Annotated in this window: 16 protein-coding genes; 13 read left to right on the forward strand and 3 right to left on the reverse strand. The window is 59.9% G+C overall.

Features of this window, described 5'->3' with window-relative positions:
• Nucleotides 1–258: 258 nt before the first annotated feature.
• Nucleotides 259–705, reverse strand: a complete 447-nt coding sequence (locus AACS18_RS10330) for a PACE efflux transporter (protein ID WP_005335423.1) — start codon at nucleotides 703–705, stop codon at nucleotides 259–261.
• Nucleotides 706–830: 125 nt separating this feature from the next.
• Here AACS18_RS10330 and AACS18_RS10335 point away from each other — a divergent pair, with 125 nt between their 5' ends.
• Complete coding sequence (locus tag AACS18_RS10335) at nucleotides 831–1,712, forward strand: LysR family transcriptional regulator (RefSeq protein ID WP_076494938.1); 882 nt, start codon at nucleotides 831–833, stop codon at nucleotides 1,710–1,712.
• A 6-nt stretch (nucleotides 1,713–1,718) separates the two neighbouring features.
• Here AACS18_RS10335 and ygfZ read toward each other — a convergent pair whose 3' ends face one another.
• Nucleotides 1,719–2,627, reverse strand: a complete 909-nt coding sequence (ygfZ, locus tag AACS18_RS10340) for a tRNA-modifying protein YgfZ (protein WP_181363439.1) — start codon at nucleotides 2,625–2,627, stop codon at nucleotides 1,719–1,721.
• A 111-nt stretch (nucleotides 2,628–2,738) separates the two neighbouring features.
• Between ygfZ and AACS18_RS10345 the strand changes: the two genes are divergently transcribed.
• Together AACS18_RS10345 and AACS18_RS10350 are read left to right on the forward strand one after the other, a co-directional pair.
• Entirely contained in the window at nucleotides 2,739–3,008 is a 270-nt protein-coding gene (locus AACS18_RS10345) for an FAD assembly factor SdhE (RefSeq protein ID WP_108614227.1), read from the forward strand.
• A gap of 19 nt (nucleotides 3,009–3,027) precedes the next feature.
• The gene (locus tag AACS18_RS10350) at nucleotides 3,028–3,420 is read left to right on the forward strand and encodes a protein YgfX (RefSeq protein WP_108614233.1); all 393 of its coding nucleotides are present in this window, start codon (nucleotides 3,028–3,030) and stop codon (nucleotides 3,418–3,420) included.
• A gap of 154 nt (nucleotides 3,421–3,574) precedes the next feature.
• Here AACS18_RS10350 and nadB read toward each other — a convergent pair whose 3' ends face one another.
• The gene (nadB, locus tag AACS18_RS10355; RefSeq protein ID WP_005335413.1) at nucleotides 3,575–5,182 is read right to left on the reverse strand and encodes an L-aspartate oxidase; all 1,608 of its coding nucleotides are present in this window, start codon (nucleotides 5,180–5,182) and stop codon (nucleotides 3,575–3,577) included.
• 182 nt (nucleotides 5,183–5,364) lie between these two features.
• On the opposite strand from nadB, the gene rpoE reads away from it, so the two are divergent.
• The 10 genes from rpoE to AACS18_RS23335 form a co-directional block, all read left to right on the forward strand.
• Nucleotides 5,365–5,946, forward strand: coding sequence for an RNA polymerase sigma factor RpoE (gene rpoE / locus AACS18_RS10360; RefSeq protein ID WP_005335411.1), 582 nt, complete (start codon nucleotides 5,365–5,367; stop codon nucleotides 5,944–5,946).
• 22 nt (nucleotides 5,947–5,968) lie between these two features.
• Nucleotides 5,969–6,571, forward strand: a complete 603-nt coding sequence (locus tag AACS18_RS10365) for an RseA family anti-sigma factor (protein ID WP_005335409.1) — start codon at nucleotides 5,969–5,971, stop codon at nucleotides 6,569–6,571.
• A gap of 21 nt (nucleotides 6,572–6,592) precedes the next feature.
• Nucleotides 6,593–7,573: a MucB/RseB C-terminal domain-containing protein gene (locus tag AACS18_RS10370; RefSeq protein ID WP_005335407.1), complete on the forward strand. Its 981-nt coding sequence runs from the start codon at nucleotides 6,593–6,595 to the stop codon at nucleotides 7,571–7,573.
• 93 nt (nucleotides 7,574–7,666) lie between these two features.
• Complete coding sequence (locus tag AACS18_RS10375) at nucleotides 7,667–8,128, forward strand: SoxR reducing system RseC family protein (RefSeq protein WP_108614228.1); 462 nt, start codon at nucleotides 7,667–7,669, stop codon at nucleotides 8,126–8,128.
• Between the two features lie 116 nt (nucleotides 8,129–8,244).
• Complete coding sequence (gene lepA / locus AACS18_RS10380; protein ID WP_005335396.1) at nucleotides 8,245–10,038, forward strand: translation elongation factor 4; 1,794 nt, start codon at nucleotides 8,245–8,247, stop codon at nucleotides 10,036–10,038.
• Nucleotides 10,039–10,041: 3 nt separating this feature from the next.
• Nucleotides 10,042–10,965: a signal peptidase I gene (gene lepB, locus AACS18_RS10385; protein ID WP_005335395.1), complete on the forward strand. Its 924-nt coding sequence runs from the start codon at nucleotides 10,042–10,044 to the stop codon at nucleotides 10,963–10,965.
• On the forward strand, nucleotides 10,966–11,637 hold the full coding sequence (gene rnc, locus AACS18_RS10390) for a ribonuclease III (protein WP_005335394.1): 672 nt from the start codon (nucleotides 10,966–10,968) through the stop codon (nucleotides 11,635–11,637).
• Nucleotides 11,634–12,533: a GTPase Era gene (era, locus tag AACS18_RS10395; RefSeq protein ID WP_005335393.1), complete on the forward strand. Its 900-nt coding sequence runs from the start codon at nucleotides 11,634–11,636 to the stop codon at nucleotides 12,531–12,533. The genes rnc and era overlap by 4 nt, the downstream gene beginning before the upstream one ends.
• Complete coding sequence (gene recO / locus AACS18_RS10400) at nucleotides 12,534–13,244, forward strand: DNA repair protein RecO (RefSeq protein WP_005335391.1); 711 nt, start codon at nucleotides 12,534–12,536, stop codon at nucleotides 13,242–13,244.
• Between the two features lie 84 nt (nucleotides 13,245–13,328).
• Nucleotides 13,329–13,607: pyridoxine 5'-phosphate synthase (locus AACS18_RS23335; protein WP_258228914.1), on the forward strand; the 279-nt coding region annotated here is incomplete at its 3' end.

The raw sequence follows: 13,607 nt of genomic DNA on the forward strand, positions 1-13,607 counted from the left end.
CAGAGCGAGCTGGAAGCGCTGCAGGCTGCCCAGGCCCAGCCTGAAGAGGCTGCCGCCGCCGACGAGAGCGGCGAAGAGCTCAAGGCCCAGGCTTGAGCGACGGGCAGGTCTGAATCCTTACCTCTGAATCAGCCGGCCTGCCAGCGCTGATCCCTCTTGCGGCCCCATCATGTCTGCCATGGTGGGGCCGTGTCGTTTCTTCTGCTGCCTTCCCTTGTTGACCTTCACTTCTCGGTTTCAATCCAACTGATTCGTGCCTTAGCGCGCCTCTTGTGGCATGCCGTGCGGCACTTCGCGGGGGATGGGGAACACCTTGTCATAGCCCCAGTTGTAGACGAAGGCATAGATCAGGTAGAAGACGACGAAGCCCAGGTCCAGCACCAGCGCCTCCAGCATGCTGACGCTCAGCCACCAGGACATGACCGGCAGCGCGACGATCAGCAGACCACCCTCAAAGCCGAAGGTATGCAGCACCCGTTGCCACAGGGTCTTGTGGGTATGGCCCTGATATTTGAGCAGCAGCTTGTCGACCCCGATGTTGTAGATGTAGTTCCAGACTGTGGCCAGCACCGAGAAGAACAGTGCCAGCGGGCCCATATGGTTGAGCCCTACCCCGGTAACCCAGCTGGCCAGCGGGGCGGCAATCAGCAGGCCAATGAATTCAAAGCCAATGGCATGGCGCAGGCGATCGTTACGGGTACGCATAAGTCACTCTCTCAATCAGGTTCATTCACGGATTGCTGGTTAATCTATAGATCTTTGGCGATAGATTCATGTTGGTATCCATCGCTAAAATAGATGGATGAGAGAGCTTGCCGGAGGGCCATAAGATGACACCATCACTGGAACAACTGAGGATCTTGCTGGCGGCCGCCGAAACCGGCTCGTTTTCCGCTGCCGCCCGCAAGCTGGGCAAGGCGCAGTCGGTGGTGAGCAGCGCTATCGCCAATCTGGAGATCGATCTGGCGCTCACCCTGTTTGACCGCAGCGGCCGCTATCCGCAGCTGACGGAGGCGGGGGCCCGCATGGTGCAGGAGGCGGGGATCCTGCTGGCGCAGAGTGAACGATTGCAATCCATTGCCGGGGAGCTGGCGGCCGGGGTGGAGACGCGGCTCACTCTGGCCATCGATGATGACTCCCACCTACCCTGGCTCGGCACCCTGCTGGAGGAGTTCGCCACTCGCTACCCGACCGTGGAGCTGGAGCTGCTCTTCCCGCTGATGGAAGATGTGACCGAGATGCTGGTGACCGGCCGGGCCCAGCTCGGCATCAGTTATCAGAAGGTGCATCCCCAGCGGGAGATTGTCGCCCATTCGCTGGGGGAGGTGACCATGCCGCTGGTGGTGTCACCGGATCATCCGCTGGCCCGCAAGCAGCCGCTGCGGGAGGTCGATCTGCAGGGGGCACGTCAGCTGATGGTGACCGGCCGACGTGAAGGGAGCGAGCGCCAGCGTTTTCGCATCTCGGCTCAGGTGTGGTGGGTCGAGGGGGATCTCGGGGTGCTGGAGCTGGTCAAGCGGGGCCTTGGCTGGTCCGCCATCCCGGAATTTCTGCTGCATCAGCCGTTGGCTCGCGGCGAAGTGGTGGTGCTGGAGCCGGACTTTATCGCCAGCCACGCGTTGGCGCTGGAGTTGCAGTGGCATCGCGCCCGCCCGCTGGGGCAGGCGGGGCGCTGGCTGAAGGAGGCACTGCTGGCGCGGGTGCCTCGCTAGCCGACCTTACTCGGTCAGGGCGTAAGGCAGGGGTTGCAGGGTGAGGCGGGAGCCTGCGTCCTGCTTGAGGCGGAATTGGGCGTCAGCCTCGGTATCTTTCGGCAGTACGGCGGTGAGCCACACCTGCCCGGCCTGTTGCCAGGCGTTGAGCACCATACCGCTGCGGCGCCAATTGTCACCCAGTTGCAGCTCCAGGGTATCGCCGCTGGCGACCGGCTCGCCGGTGGTGCCCGCCAGCAGGAACAGGGCGCGATTATTGGCGCCGCGATACTTGGCGCGGGCCACCGTCTCCTGCCCCATGTAGCAACCCTTGTTGAAGCTGATACCGTCCAGCGCCTGCAGGTTGAGCATCTGCGGGATGAACTCCCCCTGATGCACCGCCTCCATGTGCGGCAGACCCGCCTTGATCTCGAGCCCCCACCAGAGTGACTCGTCACCTTGCGGCAGGGCGTCGGCTTGCTGATTGCTTACCAGCAGCCAGCGATCCTGTTCGATCTTCACCGCCATGCCGCCGTCGATAAGACCGCTCTGCAGAAGGCCAAACTGCTCGGTGATCCAGCCATCGCTGCCCGTACCGGCGATCCCGGTGGCGTGGCGTTCGTCTGCGGCGATCTCGACCTTGGAGAAGACTGCAAATTTCTTCAGCTCCGGCAACTGACGCTCCAGTACAGAGGGGCTGGTCAGCAGCAGCAGACTGTCGTCGAGGCAGAGCAGGCGGAAATTGCTCCACAGCTTGCCCTTGGGATCACAGTGGCCGCCCGGGGTCTGTTGCCCCGGTTGCAGGGCGTTGACATCACAGGTGACCTGACCTTGCAGATATTTGGCGCGATCCTGGCCGCTGATACGGGTGATGGCCAGCTTGGTCAGGGGGAAGCGGGTCGGCTCGGCAGGAAAAACAGGTGGTTGCAGGCTCACGATGGTATTCCAGAGAGAAAGTATGTGAGCTGCATGGTAAAGACGTAACTAATGTTTGTCAGCCGGAAAATCCAGCTGGTACCATCCCCCGGTCTTTGTAAGGAGAGTGCCATGTTGAGCCCAGTTGAAAAATCCCGCCTGAAGTGGGCCTGCCGTCGCGGTATGCTCGAGCTGGATGTGATCTTTATGCCCTTTTTCGAACACGAGTTCGACTCCCTGAGCGAAGCCGATCAGCAGACCTTTATCCGCCTGCTGACGAGCGACGATCCGGATCTGTTCAAATGGTGCATGGGTCATGGTGTCCCTGCCGATCCCGCATTTGCCGCCATGATCCCGATGATCCTGGAGCGCAATCAGGCGCGCCACGACCTCCAGGGGTAATACCGTGGAGCGGGTGATCATGATGGTTCACCCCTCCCGCCATCAGCAATATTTGCTGGTGGCCCTCTTTCTGTTGCTGCTCTGGCCGGTGGCTGGCCTGATTGCCGGTTGGCAGTGGGCGCTGTTGCTGCCCGTCTGGCTGGTGGCGCTCTGGCTGAGCTGGCGTGTGCTCGCCGCGCCCCCGTTCGAGCTTGTCTGGGATGGTCAGTGGTTGCAGTGGCAAGGTCGCCGCTATCAGCTCGACAAGAAAAGCCGCATTCTGCCCGGCTTGCTCAGGCTAGCGCTTTGTCCCGAGCCGCAAGAGAGTGGAGCTGTGTCGCCACTGCAACTGTGGATCTTCTCCGACGCCCTTCCCCCCGAACATTACCGCCTGCTGGCGCGAGCCATCCACTTTCTGCCGTCCCGGCGCTGACGCCTGCTTTCCGTGATGACCATGCGCTGATTTATCGCGATAAGCTGTTGCCATGTGGCTGGCGACGCTCTTTTTGTGGCTGAAAAGCAGTTGAAAACAAGTGACCCCGCCGGGGCGGGGTCACTGATTGCTGTAACGCTTTGCTGGAAGGGAATTAATCCCGTTCCGGGGTCAGCACGGTCGGTTTGGAGTCCGGCAGCATATCCGGATGATCCAGGTTGTAGTGCAGGCCACGAGACTCCTTGCGCTGCAGGGCGCAGTTGACGATAAGCTCGGCCACCTGCAGCAGGTTGCGCAGCTCCAGCAGGTTGTTGGATACGCGGAAGTTGGCGTAGTACTCCTGCACCTCCTGCTTGAGCAGGTCTATGCGGCGCTTGGCACGGGCCAGGCGTTTGTTGGTACGCACGATTCCCACGTAGTCCCACATCATCAACCGCAGCTCGTGCCAGTTGTGTTGGATCACCACCAGTTCATCGGAATCTTCCACCTTGCTCTCGTCCCACACCGGCAGGCGCGGCGGCTCCACACTCATCGGCAGCTTGGCCAGAATATCGGCCCCCGCCTGATGGGCATAGACCACGCATTCCAGCAGGGAGTTGGAGGCCATGCGGTTGGCGCCGTGCAGACCGGTGTAGGTCACTTCACCGATGGCATAGAGGCCGGGGATATCGGTCTGGCCGTTGTTGTCGATCATCACGCCGCCACAGGTGTAGTGGGCGGCAGGCACGATGGGCATCGGCTCCTTGGTGATGTCGATGCCGACCGCGAGGCAACGCTCATAAATGGTCGGGAAGTGCTTGATGATGAAATCGGCCGGTTTGTGGCTGATATCCAGATACATGCAGTCCGCCCCGAGCCGCTTCATCTCGTGGTCGATGGCGCGGGCTACAATGTCGCGCGGAGCCAGCTCGGCCCGCTCGTCAAACTCCGGCATAAAGCGGCTGCCGTCCGGGCGGCGCAGATAGGCCCCCTCGCCACGCAGCGCTTCGGTCAGCAGGAAGTTGGGGTCGTCCGGGTGGAACAGGCTGGTGGGGTGGAACTGGTTGAACTCCAGGTTCGCCACCCGGCAACCGGCCCTCCATGCCATGGCGATGCCATCGCCAGAGCTCACATCCGGGTTGGAGGTGTACTGGTAGACCTTGGAGGCGCCACCGGTGGCCAGCGCCACGAAACGGGCACGGATCACCTCGACCTGCTCGGCGTTGCGGTTCCAGACGTAGGCCCCCAGCACCTTGTTGCCTGGCAGGTTGAGCTTGCGGGTGGTGATGAGGTCGACCGCGTTGAAGCGCTCCATCAGCTGGATATTGGGGTGAGCGCGCACCTGATCGATCAGGGTGAGCTGCACCGCCTTGCCGGTGGCATCCGCCGCGTGGAAGATGCGGCGATGGCTGTGGCCCCCTTCCCGGGTGAGGTGGTACTGGGACTCGCCGTCGGCGTTCTCCTCCTGATCGAAGGGGACCCCTTGCTGAATGAGCCACTGGATGGACTCGCGGGCGTGGCGAGCGGTGAACTCGACTACTGCCGGGTCACACAACCCGGCGCCCGCGTTGAGCGTGTCGCTCACGTGGGATTCGATGCTGTCGGTTTCGTCGAAAACGGCAGCGATGCCTCCTTGCGCATAGAAAGTGGCCCCTTCACTGATGGGCCCCTTGCTCAGAACCAGGACTTTGGCGTGGTCTGCCAATCGCAACGCGAGGGACAAACCAGCGGCACCGCTGCCAATGATCAGTACATCGCAAAGGTATTCAACACTTGCTTTCATAAGTATCATTGGCCTGGATTAAGAACTGGCACCATGGTAGCCCAAGCGAGGGCGAGGATGCAGCCTGCATCACATTTTTTTCAATTGAAGCGAACTTTCTCTGATTCTCCCTGTCTGAACTTGTGCGCTTAGGAAGGGCCGGAAAAGAAAAACGATAACCTGATGGGGGTTTTACGGCTCTGATGAGCGACCAGAATCTACTGGACGAACAGCTGGTTGAACGGGTCCAGCGCGGCGATAAAGCAGCTTTCAACCTGTTGGTAAAAAAATACCAGCATAAGGTGGTCAACCTGGTTGCCAGGTATGTCAACAATCCCGGTGATGTGCCCGATGTGGCGCAAGAGGCCTTTATAAAAGCCTACCGTGCATTGCCGACATTCCGTGGCGAAAGTGCTTTTTACACCTGGTTGTACCGAATTGCCGTGAACACGGCGAAGAATTATCTCACCTCCCAGGGGCGCAGGCCGCCCAGCAGTGATGTGGAGGCTGACGAAGCGGAGTCTTATGGTGGTGGTGAAGCCTTGCAAGAGGTCTCAACCCCTGAAAACCTGGCGCTGACTGACGAGATCAAACGCACTGTGTTTTCAGCCATAGAGGCATTGCCGGAAGACCTGAGGACAGCTATCACCCTTCGCGAACTGGAAGGGCTGAGCTACGAAGAGATTGCCGAAATCATGGATTGCCCAGTGGGTACGGTCAGATCCCGTATCTTCCGGGCGAGGGAAGCAATCGATAAAAAGCTGCAACCTCTGATCGAGAATTAACTGGGGAAAGACGGGTTAACTTATGGCAAATAAAGAGCAAATCTCTGCCCTGATGGATGGTGACCTGAGTGACGCAGAGGTACTGAACGAGCTGGAGATGGACTCCGACTTGCAAGATACCTGGGGTCGTTACCACCTGATCGGCGATGCCATGCGGGGTGACCTGCCGGTCAATCTGCAACTGGATCTCAGTGACAGCATCATGGCTGCGCTGGAGGATGAGCCCACCATACTGGCACCCAAGCCGGTCGAGACGGCTCCCGTGCTGCAACCTGCCGTTGCACCGGTCAAGACAGATTCTAATGTGGTTCCGTTGTTCCGCCGTGTCGGTCAGCAGCTGGGTCAATATGCCATTGCGGCATCCGTGGCCGCTGCCGTTATCTTCGGGGTGCAGCAGTATCAGGGACAGGATGGCGTTCCGGCCAATCCGGTGCTCAATACCATTCCAATCGGTGGCAGTGCGGCGCCTGTGAGTGTTCATTATCCGCAACAGGATGGTGCCCGTGCCCGTCAGCAGGGGCTGACCGAACAGCAGATGCAGGAGCAGCGGGAGCGGATCAACGCCTTCCTGCGTGACCACCAGTTGCAGCAGCGCCTGTTGCAAGACAGACAGATCCAACAATAACGAATTGTCAGGGATACAAACGTGCGCCAGTCCAGCCGTATTTTGCTGGCCTCTCTCCTGCTGATCAGTGCCAAGGCCTCGGCCGACGATAAGTCGGCCGAGGCCTTGTTGCAGCAGATGCAGAGTGCCGTGCAGCAACAGAATTTCGAGTTGTCCATGGTCAAGGCCCGTCAGGGGCGTCTTGAACCGATCCGGATCAGCCATGCCGTGATCAACGGCAAGGAAGTGGCCCACCTCAGTTACCTCGACGGCAAGGCGATCGAGTATCTCCAGCGCCAGAACGAATACACCTTCTTTGAAAACAGCCACGATCCCTACACCCTGAAGGATGCCCGCTTCCCCGGCATCTGGTCGACCCTGGTGAAGATGCCGCTGGCGCAGGTGCTGGAGAGCTATGATCCAGTGCTGGCCGGTCGCAGCCGGGTCGCCGGTGTGGTGGCACAGGTGGTGAGGCTGGTGCCTAAAGAGGCCGATAAATATGGTTTCGTGCTCTGGATTGACGAGCAGAGCCACTTGCTGCTGCGGATCGACATGGTCGAGCGGGAAGGCAATCTGGTGGAGCAGGTACTCGGTGTCGAGCTGGATCTGCAGAGCAAACCGGCCCCCTGGCTGGTGAAGCTGGCCAACAGCAAGCAGCCTCCGGCGCTGGCGTTGGAGGATGCCTATCCGGCGCCGCAACAGCAGTTGAACTGGCAGATCACCTGGTTGCCCGATGGCTTCAAGGTGCTGTCGCAAGACCGGCACCAGCTGGTGACCACCAGTATGCCGGTGGATTACATGATGCTCTCCGACGGGCTGGTGGATCTCTCGGTCTACGTCTCCCGGGTCGATCCCAAGCAGGCGGTGCGCCAGCAGCTGATCCGCCAGGGGGCGACCTCGCTGGTGAGCTATGTCAACGAGGTGGGGGTCGAGATCACCGTGGTCGGCGAGGTGCCTGCCGAAACCGCCAAGCGCATCGCCGAGTCGGTCCAGCCGCTGGCCCGCAACGAAGCGGTGCAGTAACGGGGGATGTGGGGTTGTCCCCCGCTTGCCGAGCGTGGCGAGTCGTGGTCAGATCCCCTGATTGTGTGAACCCGAGGTGTTGCCGTGAATGAGATGAGTGAAGAGCTGGCGACCGTGGTGGCCATTGAGGGTGACCATGCCTGGGTGGAATGTGAGCGTCGCTCCGCCTGCAGTGGTTGTCAGCAGCAATCCAACTGCGGTACCGGCACCGTGGCCAAGGCGTTTCCCCTGAAAGCTCCCCGCTTGCGGGTCAGGCTGACCGCCGAGGTGCGGGTTGGCCAGCAAGTGAGGCTCGGTATCTCGCAGGAGAGTCTGCTGCGCGGGGCGGCGCTGGTCTATGTGCTGCCGCTTTTCTGCCTGTTGGCCGGCGCCTTGCTGGGGCAGCTCTGGCTGGCACCGCTGCTCTCGGGCGGGGAGGGAATTACCATTCTCTGCTGCCTGCTGGGGGGCGTGCTGGGCTTTTTACTGGTTCGTTACTTTTCCAACCGCCTGGATCAGGGGCGCTACGGCCCGCAGATGCTCGGCGTGGTCGTCCCTGTCCGCATCCTCCCCTGACTGAACAGGCGCTATTTCACTGGCGCTGGCGACTAAAGAATGGCCGTCAGCCGGGTTATCCAGTAAAATCGCGCCTCCATAACTGACCTTAACTAATTTTGAGTGACTCTTGCTCGATGAAACACATTCGTAACTTTTCGATTATTGCGCACATCGACCACGGTAAATCGACCCTGTCGGACCGTCTGATCCAGACTTGCGGTGGCTTGTCCGACCGCGAGATGCAGGCTCAGGTGCTTGACTCCATGGATCTGGAGCGCGAGCGCGGCATTACCATCAAAGCACAGAGTGTGACCCTGAACTACCAGGCACAAGACGGTAACACCTACCAGCTGAACTTTATCGACACCCCAGGCCACGTGGATTTCTCCTACGAGGTCTCCCGCTCTTTGGCGGCCTGTGAAGGGGCGCTGCTGGTGGTGGATGCCGGCCAGGGGGTTGAGGCACAGACTCTGGCAAACTGCTATACCGCCATGGAAATGGATTTGGAAGTGGTGCCGGTGCTGAACAAGATTGACCTGCCGGCCGCAGAACCCGAGCGGGTTGCCGAGGAGATCGAAGACATCGTCGGTATCGACGCGGTCGATGCGGTGCGCTGCTCCGCCAAGACTGGTCTGGGTGTTGATCTGGTGCTGGAAGAGATCGTCGCCAAGATCCCGGCGCCGGAAGGTGACCCGGATGCCCCGCTGCAGGCGCTGATCATCGACTCCTGGTTCGACTCCTATCTGGGCGTTGTCTCTTTGGTGCGGATCAAGAACGGTTCCCTGAAGAAGAACGACAAGATCAAGGTGATGAGCACCGGTCAGGTGTGGGGTGTCGATCGTATCGGTATCTTCACGCCCAAGCAGGTGGATACCCAGGGTCTGGGTTGTGGCGAGGTAGGTTGGGTTGTCTGCGGTATCAAGGACATCCACGGCGCGCCGGTGGGCGATACCCTGACTCAGGCCAAGAATGGTGCCGACAAGGCGCTGGCCGGCTTCAAGAAGGTGAAGCCGCAGGTTTATGCGGGTCTGTTCCCCATCTCCAGCGATGACTACGAGTCGTTCCGTGACGCCCTCGACAAGCTCTCTCTGAACGATGCCTCCCTGTTCTTCGAACCGGAGAGCTCCACTGCGCTGGGCTTCGGCTTCCGTTGCGGCTTCCTCGGCATGCTGCACATGGAGATCATTCAGGAGCGTCTGGAGCGTGAATACGATCTGGATCTGATCACCACGGCGCCGACCGTAGTGTACGAGATCGAGCTGACCGACGGTTCCACCATCCATATCGACAGCCCGGCCCAGATGCCCGCCATCACCAGCATCAAGGAGATGCGCGAGCCGATCGCCGAGTGTCATATCCTGCTGCCGCAGGAGTACATGGGCAACGTCATCACCCTCTGTATCGAGAAGCGTGGCGTGCAGACCAACATGGTCTACCACGGCAAGCAGGTGGCACTGACCTATGAAATCCCGATGGCAGAAGTGGTGCTCGACTTCTTCGACCGTCTGAAGTCCACCAGTCGCGGTTACGCCTCGCTGGATTACGGCTTCAAGCGTTTCGAAACCTCCGACATGGTCCGTCTGGATATCATGATCAACGGTGAGCGCGTCGATGCCCTGGCCATCATCACCCACAAGGACAACGCCCAGTATCGCGGTCGTCAGGTGGTGGAGAAGATGCGCGAGCTGATCCCGCGCCAGATGTTCGATATCGCTATTCAGGCGGCCATCGGCAACCAGATCATCGCTCGCAGCACCGTCAAGGCTCTGCGTAAAGACGTAACCGCCAAGTGCTACGGTGGTGACGTGAGTCGTAAGAAGAAACTGCTGAACAAGCAGAAAGAAGGTAAGAAGCGGATGAAGTCCCTCGGCCGTGTCGACGTGCCGCAGGAAGCCTTCCTCGCGATTCTCCACGTCGGAAAGGATTAATAGATGGCAAGCACGTTTTCCCTGATCCTGGTGGTAGTCTGCGCGATCACCGGTGTTATCTGGTGTCTGGACAAGATGATTTGGTCCAAGCAGCGCGCCGCCAAGATTGCCGTGGCTCGTGCCCATGGCGGTGCCCACCTGGATGAGAAGACCCTGGCCAAGGTCGCCCCCGTGCCGGTCTGGATTGAACAGACCGCCGGGGTCTTCCCGGTCATCACCTTTGTGCTGATCCTGCGTTCGTTCATTTTTGAACCGTTCCAGATCCCGTCAGGTTCCATGATGCCCACCCTGCTGGTGGGCGACTTCATCCTGGTGGAAAAATTTGCCTATGGTCTGCGGGACCCGGTGACCAACACCAAGTTCCTCGAGACCGGCGAGCCCAAACGCGGCGACGTGGTGGTGTTCAAGTATCCCCTTGAACCGCGCGTTGACTACATCAAGCGGGTCGTCGGCATGCCGGGTGATAGGGTCATCTATCGCAACAAGGAGCTGATGATCCGGCCCAAGTGCGAGGAGCAGGAAGGGAAAACGTGCCCGGGCTTCAAGAAGCTCGACGTCAAGTTTGAACAAAGAGGCGAATTTACCCAGATGGGGATCCCCCTTGACCGCTATACCGAGCAGTTGGGTGATGTCTCCCACGAGACCCTGCGCAATCCGCTGATGCCCGACATGGTTGGCCGTTACTATCGCCAGCCCGGCACCTACCCCGACGAATGGGTCGTACCGGAAGGCCAGTATTTCGTGATGGGCGACAACCGCGACAACAGCACCGACAGCCGCTTCTGGGGCTTTGTGCCCGAGCAGAATCTGGTCGGCAAGGCGGTCGCTATCTGGATAAGTTTTGAATTCGAGCGCGAAGAAGGCTCCCTGCTGCCAAGTTGGGTACCGACAGGTGTGCGCTTCAACCGCATTGGCGGAATCAAGTAAATGAATATCAAGATGAACAGACTGCAGTCCCGTCTCGGGCATGTCTTTGCGGATCTGGAACTACTGACCCGGGCGCTGACTCACCGCAGCGCCGGCTCCCGTCACAATGAACGACTGGAATTTCTGGGTGACTCGATTTTGAGTCTGGTGATTGCCGACGATCTCTTCCACCGCTTCCCGCAAGCGGCGGAAGGGGATCTCAGCCGGATGCGCGCCACCCTGGTGCGCGAGAAGACCCTGGCCGAACTGGGCCGGGAGTTTGACCTCGGGGATCACTTGATCCTCGGTCCCGGCGAACTCAAGAGCGGCGGTTTTCGCCGCGAATCCATTCTGGCCGATACGGTCGAGGCGGTGATCGGTGCCGTCTATCTGGATACCAATCTTGAGACGGTGCGGACACTGCTGCTGAGCTGGTACGCCAGCCGCCTGGAAGAGATCAAGCCGGGCATCGAGCAGAAAGATCCCAAGACCCGTCTGCAAGAAATTTTGCAGGGAAGCCGCAAATCCCTGCCGACCTACACTGTGACCAACGTCAAGGGCGAGGCACACAACCAGGAGTTCACCGTCCAGTGTGACGTGGAAGGTCTGGATGGTCCCCTCGTCGGGGTCGGCACCAGCCGTCGCAAGGCCGAACAGGCCGCGGCGCAGCAAGCATTGGAAAAACTGTCATGACAGATACCACCTACTGCGGCTTTGTCGCCATCGTGGGCCGCCCGAATGTGGGCAAGTCCACCCTGCTCAACAAGCTGCTTGGCCAGAAGGTCAGCATTACCTCGAAGAAGCCCCAGACCACCCGTCACCGGATTTTGGGGATCGACACCGAGGATAACTACCAGACCATCTATGTAGATACCCCGGGTCTGCACATTGAAGAGAAACGGGCTATCAACCGTCTGATGAACCGTGCCGCCACCAGTTCGCTGGGTGATGTGGCCATGGTGGTGTTCATGGTCGACGGTACCCACTGGACCAAAGATGACGAGATGGTGCTGGGCAAGCTGCGCAATCTCAAGTGCCCGGTGGTGCTGGCGGTCAACAAGATCGACAACGTTAAAGAGAAAGAAGATCTGCTGCCCCACCTCGAGTGGCTGGGCCAACAGATGAACTTCGCCCATATTCTGCCCATCAGTGCCGAAAAGGGCACCAACGTGGAGAAGATCCGCGAGTGGGCCAAGGATCTGCTGCCGGAAAACGTCCACTTCTTCCCGGAAGATTACGTGACCGACCGCTCCTCCCGCTTTATGGCCTCCGAAATCATCCGCGAGAAGCTGATGCGCTTCACCGGCGAGGAGCTGCCCTACTCGGTGACGGTGGAGATCGAGCGCTTCAAGGTGGAAGAAAACGGCCTCTATCACATCCACGGCCTGATCCTGGTCGAGCGCGATGGTCAGAAGAAGATGGTCATCGGCAACAAGGGTGAGAAGATCAAGACCATCGGCACCGAAGCGCGCCTCGATATGGAACGTCTGTTCCAGAACAAGGTGCACCTCGAGCTGTGGGTCAAGGTCAAGTCGGGCTGGGCTGATGATGAGCGCGCCCTGCGCAGCCTCGGGTATGGCGACGACTGATTGCTGACCCCGGCTTTCGTCATCCACAGTCGGCCCTATCGGGAGACCAGCCAGCTGGTCGAGGTCTTCACCCAGGATAGTGGCCGATTTACTCTGGTGGCTCGCGGTTCTCGCGGGCCACGCTCTCCTCTCAAGGGGCTGTTGCAACCCTTTACCCTGCTCACCATCGCCTGGCGCGGCAAGGGTGATCTCAAGAACCTCACCCAGGTCGAATGCCCGGATCACTCCCTGCGTCTCGGCGGCGATCGCCTCTTCTACGGCCTCTATCTCAACGAGCTGGTCTACTACCTGCTGGAAGCGCACACCCCGTTCCCCGAAGTGTTCGATGCCTATGCCCGTGCCATCATGGCGCTGGCCGACGGCGAGACGCCTGAGCTGCCGCTGCGCCGCTTCGAGTTCCTGCTGTTGCAGGCGCTCGGCTATGCGGTGGATTTCGAATACACGGCGGACGACGAGTCGCCCATCGAGCCGACCCTGCTCTATGGCTTCGAGCGTGAATTGGGCTTTGTTGCTTGCGAGCGGGCGCCGGATCCCCGTACCCTGTTTCTCGGTGCCCACCTGCTCGCCTTTGCCGAGGGACGTTTCGATACCCCTCCCTTGCTGCAGGCGGCCAAACGTTTCAGCCGATTGGCACTGCAACCCTATCTGGGCAAGCGCCAGCTAAAGAGTCGGGAGCTGTTTTTAAAACGCAAAGCCAGCATGCAAGGCTGACACAGATTACAGACATACGGATATTGGCGCGGTGTGATTCGCTGACCGCGCAGTCAACAGATGAAGCCTTTCAAGGAGTTCTCAATGAGTGAAATCTATCTGGGTGTGAACATCGACCATATCGCCACCCTGCGCAACGCCCGTGGCACCCAGTATCCGGATCCGGTACAGGCCGCATTCGTGGCCGAACAGGCCGGTGCCGATGGCATTACCGTGCATCTGCGTGAAGATCGCCGCCACATCACCGACCGCGACGTGGAGATCCTGCGTCAGACTATCCAGACCAGAATGAACCTGGAAATGGCAGTGACCGAAGAGATGATCGGCATCGCCTGCCGCATCAAGCCCCACTTTGTCTGTCTG

Source organism: Aeromonas sp. HMWF015 (genome assembly GCF_963878965.1).
Taxonomy (GTDB): Bacteria; Pseudomonadota; Gammaproteobacteria; order Enterobacterales; family Aeromonadaceae; genus Aeromonas; species Aeromonas veronii.